Here is a 10,397-nt window from a genome sequence, read left to right as displayed (position 1 = left end):
GCCCGAACATATGAAGACCTTTGGAAGGCCGTCGGACATGTCTGCAGCCTGTTCACACCGCAAGAATGCTGGAACTACTTCAGATCAACAGGATGCGTTGCATACTAATCGCCCGTTGCTCTAGGCGGATCAACTGCCTCAACCCGCGATTCAATGCGGTGGTTGAGGAACTTTATGACGAAGCTCGAAAGGATATTGCCCGCGGTCTTCCCGATGGGCCCTTTCGCGGCGTACCCTTCCTGGTGAAGGATTTGCACACACTTGTAAAGGGCAGCCGACTGAGCCATGGTTCACGCTTCTTCTCTGAGCATTTTAGCCGGAAAGACAGCGCCGTCGTCAGGAAAGCGCGCGCGGCGGGCCTTGTCGTGATGGGCCGCACAAACTCCCCGGAATTCGGGCTCAATTCGAGCACGGAAGGGCGGTTCCTAGGCGCGGCGCGCAATCCATGGAACGACGGTCACAGCACCGGCGGATCCAGCGGCGGCAGTGCGGCGGCCGTTGCGTCAGCGATGGTCCCGATGGCGCACGCGACGGATAGCGGAGGCTCGATCCGCATTCCGGCTTCCTGTTGCGGGATGATCGGGCTGAAGCCGACGCGCGGCCGCGTATTTGCGGGGCTGGACGAGGGCGAGGGTTGGCACGATACATTCAACGCTTTCGCCATCACGCGTTCGGTGCGCGATACCGCCAGGCTACTTGATTGCCTGAAGAATACAGGCGAACCGGCGCCTTATTATGCGCCCGGCGCTGATGTGACCTATGCGGAACTGCCGAATGGCGCAGTAAAGCCTTTGCGGATCGGCGTCTTGGAGACGCCGCCTTCCGGTGTTGACGTCTCAGAGACCTGCCGGAACGCTCTCGACCGGGTCCGCAGCTTGCTGGAAGAATTCGGACACGCCACCGAAACGCTTGTGCTTAACTATGATACCTCCGCTGCGGCAGATGCGTTCCTGAAGCTGATCGCGTCTTCCGTGGCCGCTACGACGAATCACCACGAAAAAGAGACCGGCCGAATCGCCGCGCCAGAGGATTTCGAGGCGAGCGTGTGGAGCGCGCTGAAGATCGGGAGGAAATTGTCTGGCGGAGAACTCAATGCCGCGGTCGCCTGCGTCCATCTGACGGGGGGCGAGATCCTGCGTCAGATGGATGAATTTGACGTTGTGCTTTCACCGACGGTGGCCGCGCCGCCACTGCCGCTCGGTCGGCTCGACGCCAGTGAGGGGGACATCGGAACGTTTCTGGCCAAGGTGTTCGCATTCGCGCCTTTCACCTCGCTCTATAATATCACCGGCCAGCCTGCAATCAGCCTGCCATTGGTGTGGGCGCCGGACGGTTTGCCGATCGGAATGCAATTTGCGGCAGGTTCGGGCCGGGAGGATTTGCTCATCCGGCTTGCAAGCCAGCTGGAAATGGCCTGCGACTGGAAGGCGCGTCAGAACGAACTGACCAACCGGCTCGAATCCGTTTGAAATCGCTCTTTCGCGCGCACAGTCGGCGTGAGCGCCCGACGCCGACAACTTCGAAGCCGGACTGTTGTAGAATACAGACGCAAACCGAACCGATCAGCCCGTAGGCGCCGAGAACAACCGCTTTTCGGCTCATTCCTGTAACCAGCGATCCAGCGCGTCTTCGTCCGTGGAACGCGCGTCGACCCAACCGCCTTCCGTTCCGTCGAGAAATATCTCTTTCTTCCAGAACGGGGCGCGGCTCTTCATGAAATCCATCAAGAAACTGGCCGCCTCGAATGCGGCCTGACGATGTTTGGACGCGGCGATCACCAGGACAATATTCTCGCCCGGACGGATTCGGCCAAAGCGGTGGATCGCGGCGAGACCTGTCAGCGGCCACCTCTCGCCAGCCTGTGATGCTATGCGGCTGATTTCCTGCTCCGCCATGCCGGGATAATGTTCGAGTTCGAGCGCAGCCAACTGGCCGGCTTCATCGCGGCATACGCCGGTAAAGGTCACAACGGCGCCGACATCAGGGTTGCCGGCCGTCAGGATCTGGATTTCCGTTGCAATTTCGAAATCGTCTGATTGAACCCGGATCGTCGGTTTCATGACAGGGTTACCCGCCTGTCATGGGAGGGAAGAGCGCGATCTCGTTAGCGCCGCCGATTGCAGCATCATGCTGGCTGTGATGATGATCAAGGGCGACCCGGATGACATCGGAGTGCTCAAGCGCGTTGCGATATTCCTCTCCGCGTTCCTTCAGGTGGTCGAGGAGGTCGCCGACGGTCGATACGTTGTCCGGCAGAACGATCTCTTCCTCGCTCTTGCCGATGCGCTCGCGAACCCACGCGAAATAGACAAGTTTCACCATCGCCTAGTCCACCACATGTTTCAGGCCGGCCTGGAAATAGTCATATCCGGTATACATGGTGATGACCGCGGCGATCCAGAGTAGCGTAATGCCGGTTTCCGTCACATAGGGGATGATCTTGTCTCCCGCGGGGCCCGCCAGCAGAAAACCGATCGCTATCATCTGGATTGTGGTTTTCCATTTGGCGATCCAGGTCACGGGAACCGAAACCTTCAACTCCGCCAGATATTCGCGCAAGCCGGACACCAGGATTTCCCGGCAGAGAATAATGATCGCAGCCCAGATGGTCCATCCGGCGATGGTCCCGTCCGCAGCCAGAAGCAAAAGAATCGATGAAACCAGCAGCTTGTCGGCAATAGGATCGAGCATTCGGCCGATTGGCGACGTCTGGTTCCAGACACGGGCGAGATATCCGTCGAAGAAATCGGTGATCGAAGCGATCAGATACAACGCAAGCGCGCTCCAGCGCGCAAAGTCGGATCCATGCAGTCGACCTTCCATGAAGAAACACAGCACGATTAACGGAACGGCGAGAATGCGGCCGTAGGTAAGTAGATTGGGTAATTTATACGTATGGGACGCCATGGAAAAATCCGGGAGAATGTCACCGTCATAAAAATAGGGCGTCGCGCTTCGCGTCAACACCGACGATCAAATGATTTCTATAAGACGAAGATTGCCTTAATTACGACGATCCTCATGAAAATGATCGTAAATCATCTGCGCCGTGGCCTGCGAAATGCCTTCAACCGCTACCAGATCCTCGACGCCGGCGCGCGAGACGGCCTTTGCCGTGCCGAAATGGTGCAGCAGAGATCGTTTTCTCGCCGGGCCGATGCCCGCGATCTCGTCCAGCGGGTTGCGCGTGAGCTCCTTGCTGCGTCGCGCACGATGCGCACCGATTGCATAGCGGTGCGCCTCGTCGCGCATGCGCTGAATGAAATACAGGACCGGATCTCTCGGTGGCAGCGAGAAGGCTTGGCGACCCTTCATGAAGAAACGTTCCCGACCGGCTTCGCGATCAACGCCCTTTGCGACGCCGACTGCGGTGATCTCGTCGCCAACGCCGAGTTCATCCAGAATGCCTTGAACAGCGGAGAGTTGTCCCTGGCCGCCGTCGATCAGCAGAAGGTCGGGCCACGCCGGCATTTCCGCCACGTCGTGCGAGTCTTCGTCCGTTTCCTTCGTTTGCGGTCTTTCGTGTTCCTTGATCAGGCGTGCGATGCGCCGGTGAAGAACCTCCCGCATCATCCCGAAATCATCGCCGGGCGTAATCTCTTCGGACTTGATGTTGAATTTACGATACTGGTTCTTCGCAAAACCTTCCGCGCCGGCGACAATCATGCCGCCGACGGCGTTGGCTCCCATGATGTGTGAATTGTCGTAGACCTCGATCCGGCGCGGCGGACGCGCGAGACCGAAGGTGCTCGCCATCGCCTTCAGAAGATTGCCTTGCGTGGATGTCTCCGAAAGTCGTCTGCCGTGGGCTTCACGGGCGTTGGCGGCGACCTGCTGTACGAGATCCCGTTTTTCTCCGCGATGCGGTACGGAGATCGAGACCTTGCGGCCCGCGCGCATTGAAAGCGCCTCGATCAGCAATTCGCTTTCCGGAATGGAGTGCGACACGAGGATCTGCTTCGGACAGGGCTTGTCGTCGTAGAACTGCGCGAGGAAGGCGCCGAGCACCTCCTCCTGTGATAGCGCGGGGTCGGCCTTCGGAAAATAGGCGCGGTTACCCCAGTTCTGACCGGTACGGAAGAAAAAGACCTGGATGCAGTTGAGGCCGCCATCCTGGTGGATAGCGAAAACATCGGCTTCCTGAACCGTCTGCGGGTTGATGCCCTGGTGGCTTTGCACATGCGATAGCGCCGCCAGTCTGTCGCGATAGACCGCCGCGCGCTCGAAATCGAGTTCTTCGGAAGCCTTCTGCATCGCTTCGGATAGCGTGCCCTTTACCTTCTGGCTCTTGCCTGAAAGGAAATCCGTCGCCTCGTCCACGAGTTTTCCATAGGAGGCGAGATCGATCTCGCCCGTGCAGGGCGCCGAGCAACGCTTGATCTGGTAAAGGAGGCAAGGCCGCGTCCGGGTCTCATACATCGCATTCGTGCAGGTGCGAATGAGGAACGCCCGCTGCAGCGCGTTGATGGTCCGGTCCACGGCCTGGGCCGAAGCGAACGGCCCGAAATAGGAGCCCTGACGTGAGCGGGCGCCGCGATGCTTGTAGATGCCGGCGGCTTCGTGGTCGCCGGTCAGCAAGATGTAGGGAAACGACTTGTCGTCGCGCAGAAGCACGTTGTAGCGGGGTTTGAACCGCTTGATCAGGTTTGCTTCAAGAAGCAGCGCCTCGGTTTCCGTGCGGGTGGTGATAAACTCCATGTTCGCGGTGTCGCGCACCATGCTGGAAATTCGATTGGTGTGGCCGCGACCCTGGGCGTAGTTCGAAACGCGTTTCTTTAGGCTGCGCGCCTTGCCGACATAAAGTATGTCGCCATCGCGGTTGAGCATGCGGTAAACACCCGGCGCATTGGGCAGGATCTTGACGAATTCCTGAATGCGTTCCGGTCCTGTGAGGTTAGACGGAAATGCGCCGGCGCCTTCCCAGGACGCAGCGTTGGTTGCCGGTTCTTGGGATATTTGTTCGTTCCGATCGCATTCGGCGGTCGTGTCTTCTTTAGGCGTCATTCCACTGTCTCGAATCGGCCTTCGGGCATTTAACGGCAAGTATGTGGTCTGTCAGCGAAGGCCTGTCAAACCGCCATTCGCCTCCGCTTCAATGAAGGATGACCACGAAGTAGAGACAGTAGGCGGCGACAAGGGCCATGCCGCCCAGCTTGCCAATCGGTCTGGAAATAAACGCCAGCGCGAGAAGCAGAATGGTGGAGAGGGCAAGGATCCACATGTCCAGATAGACAATCCTTACCGGCACCAGCAGTGGATGGACGAGGCTGGTAATGCCTAGAATCGCGCCGACATTGAAGATGTTGGAGCCAACGACATTGCCGATAGCCACTGCGCCGCTGCGCCGCCAGGCCGCCATAAAAGTGGTGACTAGCTCGGGCAGGGATGTGCCAATAGCAACGATGGTCAATCCGATCACAGTGTCGGACACACCCATCCATTGAGCGATGTCGACGGCCCCGTGCACGGTCAACGACGCACCGACGGGCAATCCGATTAGGCCGGACAGCGTATAGGCAGCAATGCGGGAATTCTCGACTGGCAGTTTCTGGAATTCCGAATGATAATCTTCAACCATCTCATGGTTGTTCATATCGGCATGCGCCCGCTTGAACTGCCAGGCAAGAAAAACGCCCAGCATGCCCAGCAATATCATTCCATCGATATGTCCAAGCCGCCCCATCGCCATCATGATCATCATCACGATGGTCATAGCTGACATCATGACTAGGCTGAAGCCAAGGCCTTTTTCGCGGCAGGCGACAGGCACGATGAGCGCTGGGATGCCAAGCACCAGCAGCACATTGGTGATGTTTGAGCCAACCACATTGCCGATGGCGATGCCGTAGATGCCGTTGATGGCCGCCTTTAGGGAGACGAAGAGTTCCGGCGCCGATGTACCGAAAGCGACGATGGTCAGCCCGATGATGAGAGGGCTGATCCCGATCTTTTCAGCAAAGGCCACGGCCCCGCGCACAAGCAGGTCACCAGCGAAAATAAGCAGTGCGAGTCCGGCGACAAGAATAAGTATGCTGAACATCGACTGACTGTTTTCTGCTCGGTTTACTGAAGAATTTGTTGTGAAAGGGCGGCGCACCCCCGATATAGGTACGAAGCTTGAAAACTCAATGAATGCCCGGCCAAATTGGCCGTCGCATCCTCAAACCTGCGGTTTCAGTTTTTCGAATTCGGGAAAGAAGCGGCTGAATTTGTCTGGCCAGTTTTTCAGTTTGGAGCGGCCGCGCTCCCATTCGCCCTCGAAGCGAAGACCGAGATAGGCGACCAGAGCGGCAAGGGCGAAATGGCCGCCATGCAGGTTTTTCGACGTTCTCGGCAGATTGGCGTTGAGGTGGTCCAGAGCACGGACCACTTTTGACCATTGCCTGTCGATCCAGGCCTGTTCGATTTTCTCGGGCGCATGGAACATCCGCTCGAAACGGATCGCCAGCAATGCATCCATGACGCCGTCGCAAAGCGCTTCCAGTTTTTCGGCTTCGGAGCGCTTGGCGGAGTTGCGCGGGAACAGCTTGCGACCGCTCTTGCGATCCAGATACTGCATAATGGCGCGGCTGTCATACACGGCGACGCCGTCCTCTTCGAGAAGCGCCGGAATCTTGCCGAGGGGATTGATCTCGAGCAACTGCGTGGGATCGGAATAGACGTCCACCAGTTCTTCCGCGAACGCCAAATCGCAATAATTGGCCGCCATCCGCACCTTTGAAGAATAGGGCGAAGTAGGGGAGTAGAGAATTTTCATATGGCGTTTCCTGTTCTGGTTGGGATGGCGTCAACAACCACCCGTCGGCGCCAGGACGACGGTCGATCCCGGTCGCATGTATTCCCTTATTATCTGACTGTGAAGCAGTCGGCGCCGTAGACATGCCAAGGGTCGAAACCCGGAATGCACGAATCGACCCTATAGCTGACGCCGGCGAAGCCCTGTCCATATTCGATGACGTACCAGACGGTGCGATCGCGGCCGTCGCTCATCATCGCGCGCGCCTTGCAATATTGCCGCGGTATCAGCGTATCGCGTGTGTGATTGGTCGAGTAGACCGGATGGGCGTTATAAAGCTCCTCGATGCGCAGGCCGGATTTGATGACATTGCGATCATAGGTGTGGAATTTGCGGGACACGGACCACAGGACGAGCGAGCTTTCGCAAGCAACTTCCGCTTTGGCGGAAGTGGCGGTCAGCGGCAGCACGCCCGTGGAAACGGACGCAAAGGCAAGGGCGGCGAGCAGAAGGCGTTTCAGAGACATAAGACAGGTCCCCCGAATGTGGAAAAATGAATGCTTCAGAAGATGGTCGAGACGGTCACGACCGTCAAGCCTGAAGCAAAACATGACGAGCTTAAAATTCCATTGCCGCTTCGGATGCAATCCAGAAGAGTTCATGTGACGCCGCGTCCGACTGTGCAAGACAACGCGTCAGCGCGGGAAGCATAACTGCGAGTTCCTCTTCAAGCACATAAGGCGGATTGACGACGATGAGTCCGCTGCCTGCGAGCCCCGTATGGCCTTTTGGATTGCAGACCTGCATGCTCGCGCAAAGCATTTTCGGTATGTCGAGCGACTGCAACTTCTTATGGAACGCGTCGACTTCTGCGGTTTGCTTGACCGGATACCACAGACAGTAGACGCCGCCCGGCCAGCGGCGGTGCGCTCGCGCCAGGCCGTCGGCCATCCGATCGAACTCGCCCGGAATTTCGAATGGCGGATCGACAAGCACGAGTCCGCGCTTTTCCTTCGGCGGCACATGCGAGCCAAGCGCCAGCCAGCCGTCCAGTTGCGTCACGCGAACCTGAAAATCCCCGTCGAACAGTCTTGTCAGTTGCTTCGCGTCCTGCGGATGCAGTTCAACCGCCGAGAGCCTGTCCTGCTGACGCAGCAGCAGTCGCGCAAGCTTTGGCGAACCGGGATACCATTTCATTTCTCCGTCCGGATTGCACTCGCGGATAGCCGATAGATACGGAGACAGAAGATCCGCTGTCCGTTCGTCGAAAGTAAAATCCAGAAGCCTGCCGATTCCTGACCGCCATTCGTCCGTCTTTCCAGCCTGTTCGCTTCCGAGATCGTAGAGCCCCGGGCCGGCATGGGTGTCGATCATCCGGAACGCGCGATCTTTTCTTCGCAGGTAGAGTATGATGCGGGTGAGGACACTGTGCTTCAATACATCCGCAAAATTGCCCGCGTGATAGATATGCCGGTAGTTCACGTCATTGCCTCGTTGGTCAGTGACCAGTAGTCTATAGGGGCGATCCGATCGGAAGAACATAATTTCCATGAACGAACATTCACAGATGAGGACCGGATACTCTGCCTGTCCGCACGACTGTCCCTCCACCTGCGCCCTCGAAGTTGACATTGCGGACGGCAATACGGTGACCCGTCTGCGCGGCGCGCGTGAGCAGACCTATACCGCCGGGATCATCTGCGCAAAGGTTGCGCGCTACGCGGAACGGCTCTACCACCCCGACCGATTGCTCAAACCGATGCGGCGCAAGGGCGAAAAGGGCGCGAGCGAGTGGCAGGAGATGAAGTGGGACGATGCTCTGGACCTGGTCGCCAATCAATTCATTCGCGCGGCACAGAAACACGGCTCCGAAACCGTATGGCCCTATTACTTCGCCGGAACCATGGGGCTGGTGCAGCGCGATTCAATTCACCGCTTGAGGCACGCCGCCAAGTATTCCGGGCAGTTCGACAGCATTTGCACCAATGCTGCCTGGACAGGCATCGTCTTGGGCACAGGGCTTCTTGCCGGACCTGATCCGCGGGAGATGGCGAAATCGGATTGCGTGGTGATTTGGGGCACGAATGCGGTCGCTACGCAGGTCAATGTAATGACCCATGCAACGCGCGCTCGCAAGAAGCGCGGCGCGAAAATCGTCGTCGTCGACATCTACGACAACGCCACGGCGCAGCAGGCGGACATGAAGCTGATCCTGCGTCCTGGCACGGACGGCGCGCTGGCTTGCGCCGTCATGCACGTCCTATTCAGAGACGGCCTTGCCGATAGGAACTATCTTGAACAGTATACGGACGATCCGGCTGGCCTTGAGGCGCATCTGAAAACACGCGATCCTGTTTGGGCTTCGGCTATCACCGGGCTGGCCGTAGAAGAAATCGAGGCCTTTGCGCGGCTGGTCGGCGAAACGCCGCGCACCTTTTTGCGACTGGGTTACGGTTTCACGCGCCAGCGCAACGGCACCGTGAACATGCACGCCGCCATGTGTATTGCGTCCGTTACCGGCGCCTGGAAATATGAAGGCGGCGGCGCATTCCACAACAATGGCGGCATATATGGTTTGAACACGGCCGAAGTTACAGGACTTGGCATGCGTGATGACAGCGTGCGTTATCTCGACCAATCCCAGATCGGCCGGGTGCTGACGGGAGACCCCGAGGCTTTGCGACATGGCCCACCGGTGACGGCGTTGCTTATCCAAAACACCAACCCTGTGAATGTCGCGCCGGAACAACGGCTGGTAAGACGCGGATTTGCTCGCGAAGACCTGTTCACGTTCGTCCACGAACAATTCATGACGGAAACCGCCGAAATGGCCGATGTCGTGTTGCCGGCGACGATGTTTCTGGAACATGACGATATCTACAAGTCGGGCGGAAACCAGCACATCGTCCTCGGTCCGAAACTGGTAGAGCCGCCGGAAGGCCCGCGTCCAAATCTCGATGTCCTTAACGGTCTGGCGCGTCGTCTTGGCGTGGACGCGGATCCCGCTTTCCACAAATCGGCGAATGAACTCATCGACAACATGCTGCGCGCCAGTGACCGGGGCGATCTTGAAACCCTGGAGCGGGAGCACTGGCTCGATTGCCAGCCGGATTTCGAGACGTCGCATTACCTCAATGGCTTCAACTGGCCGGACGGCAAGTTCCGTTTCCGTCCGGACTGGTCCGGTTCGCCAGCCCCGAACCGGCCGCCGAAATCTCTCGGAGCGCTCGGACCCTATCGGGACCTGCCTGAATTTCCCGATCATTTCGAGACGATCGAGGAAACCAGCGACGCGTTTCCGTTTCGACTGGCGACGTCGCCGGCTCGCTCCTTCCTGAACTCGACCTTTTCTGAAACGCCGTCATCGCGGAAGCGGGAGGGGCGGCCCGAAGTTCTTGTCGAGCCCGAAGACGCCGAAGAACTGGGAATTTGCGACGGCGACATCGTCACGCTTGGAAATGAGCGTGGAGAAGTCCGGCTTCATGCAAAGGTGACCGAGGGATTGAAACGGGGCGTGCTGATTACCGAAGGCCTGTGGCCGAACAAGAGCTTTCTGGACGGCGAGGGAATCAACGTGTTGACCGGCGCCGACTGCATTGCGCCTTATGGCGGCGCGGCCTTCCACGATAACCACGTGTGGATACGCAAGACGGGCTACTGA

General features: G+C 58.4%; 10 protein-coding genes. 2 read left to right on the top strand and 8 right to left on the bottom strand.

The genetic code is table 11. The features are described from left to right. Positions 1-65 precede the first annotated feature (65 nt). A complete protein-coding gene (locus tag AAFN47_RS24345; protein ID WP_499811868.1) occupies positions 66-1,469 on the top strand; it encodes an amidase in 1,404 nt (467 codons plus the stop codon). A 129-nt stretch (positions 1,470-1,598) separates the two neighbouring features. On the opposite strand, the gene AAFN47_RS24340 is transcribed toward AAFN47_RS24345, so the two are convergent. The 8 genes from AAFN47_RS24340 to AAFN47_RS24305 all read right to left on the bottom strand — a co-directional run bounded on the left by AAFN47_RS24340 (position 1,599) and on the right by AAFN47_RS24305 (position 8,218). Beyond that, positions 1,599-2,060, bottom strand: a complete 462-nt coding sequence (locus AAFN47_RS24340; protein ID WP_499811867.1) for a molybdenum cofactor biosynthesis protein MoaE — start codon at positions 2,058-2,060, stop codon at positions 1,599-1,601. 7 nt (positions 2,061-2,067) lie between these two features. Beyond that, positions 2,068-2,322 (bottom strand): molybdopterin converting factor subunit 1, encoded by a 255-nt coding sequence (gene moaD, locus AAFN47_RS24335; protein ID WP_499811866.1) that lies wholly within the window; start codon positions 2,320-2,322, stop codon positions 2,068-2,070. Positions 2,323-2,325: 3 nt separating this feature from the next. Then, complete coding sequence (gene pgsA / locus AAFN47_RS24330; RefSeq protein ID WP_499811865.1) at positions 2,326-2,907, bottom strand: CDP-diacylglycerol--glycerol-3-phosphate 3-phosphatidyltransferase; 582 nt, start codon at positions 2,905-2,907, stop codon at positions 2,326-2,328. 96 nt (positions 2,908-3,003) lie between these two features. Continuing rightward, positions 3,004-5,004: an excinuclease ABC subunit UvrC gene (uvrC, locus tag AAFN47_RS24325; protein WP_499811864.1), complete on the bottom strand. Its 2,001-nt coding sequence runs from the start codon at positions 5,002-5,004 to the stop codon at positions 3,004-3,006. A gap of 88 nt (positions 5,005-5,092) precedes the next feature. Continuing rightward, positions 5,093-6,040 carry a calcium/sodium antiporter gene (locus tag AAFN47_RS24320; RefSeq protein WP_499811863.1) on the bottom strand — a complete coding sequence of 316 codons (948 nt, stop codon included), beginning with the start codon at positions 6,038-6,040 and terminating at the stop codon, positions 5,093-5,095. A gap of 120 nt (positions 6,041-6,160) precedes the next feature. Continuing rightward, positions 6,161-6,757, bottom strand: a complete 597-nt coding sequence (locus AAFN47_RS24315; protein ID WP_499811862.1) for a glutathione S-transferase family protein — start codon at positions 6,755-6,757, stop codon at positions 6,161-6,163. Between the two features lie 89 nt (positions 6,758-6,846). Continuing rightward, a complete protein-coding gene (locus tag AAFN47_RS24310; protein WP_499811861.1) occupies positions 6,847-7,263 on the bottom strand; it encodes a hypothetical protein in 417 nt (138 codons plus the stop codon). Between the two features lie 91 nt (positions 7,264-7,354). Further along, a complete protein-coding gene (locus AAFN47_RS24305; RefSeq protein WP_499811860.1) occupies positions 7,355-8,218 on the bottom strand; it encodes a 23S rRNA (adenine(2030)-N(6))-methyltransferase RlmJ in 864 nt (287 codons plus the stop codon). Positions 8,219-8,285: 67 nt separating this feature from the next. Here AAFN47_RS24305 and AAFN47_RS24300 point away from each other — a divergent pair, with 67 nt between their 5' ends. After that, positions 8,286-10,397, top strand: coding sequence for a molybdopterin-containing oxidoreductase family protein (locus AAFN47_RS24300; protein ID WP_499811859.1), 2,112 nt, complete (start codon positions 8,286-8,288; stop codon positions 10,395-10,397).

Source organism: Hoeflea sp. CAU 1731 (assembly GCF_039888615.1).
In the GTDB taxonomy this organism is placed as follows: Bacteria; Pseudomonadota; Alphaproteobacteria; order Rhizobiales; family Rhizobiaceae; genus Flavimaribacter.
Note: the sequence above shows the minus strand (reverse complement) of the source record. Positions and strands in the feature narration are given on the sequence as shown.

Bases quoted from the DNA above. Each gene is read 5' to 3' on its own strand.
- AAFN47_RS24345 (WP_499811868.1), top strand. From the start codon at position 66: ATGCTGGAACTACTTCAGATCAACAGGATGCGTTGCATACTAATCGCC.
- AAFN47_RS24340 (WP_499811867.1), bottom strand. From the start codon at position 2,060: ATGAAACCGACGATCCGGGTTCAATCAGACGATTTCGAAATTGCAACG.
- moaD (WP_499811866.1), bottom strand. From the start codon at position 2,322: ATGGTGAAACTTGTCTATTTCGCGTGGGTTCGCGAGCGCATCGGCAAG.
- pgsA (WP_499811865.1), bottom strand. From the start codon at position 2,907: ATGGCGTCCCATACGTATAAATTACCCAATCTACTTACCTACGGCCGC.
- uvrC (WP_499811864.1), bottom strand. From the start codon at position 5,004: ATGACGCCTAAAGAAGACACGACCGCCGAATGCGATCGGAACGAACAA.
- AAFN47_RS24320 (WP_499811863.1), bottom strand. From the start codon at position 6,040: ATGTTCAGCATACTTATTCTTGTCGCCGGACTCGCACTGCTTATTTTC.
- AAFN47_RS24315 (WP_499811862.1), bottom strand. From the start codon at position 6,757: ATGAAAATTCTCTACTCCCCTACTTCGCCCTATTCTTCAAAGGTGCGG.
- AAFN47_RS24310 (WP_499811861.1), bottom strand. From the start codon at position 7,263: ATGTCTCTGAAACGCCTTCTGCTCGCCGCCCTTGCCTTTGCGTCCGTT.
- AAFN47_RS24300 (WP_499811859.1), top strand. From the start codon at position 8,286: ATGAACGAACATTCACAGATGAGGACCGGATACTCTGCCTGTCCGCAC.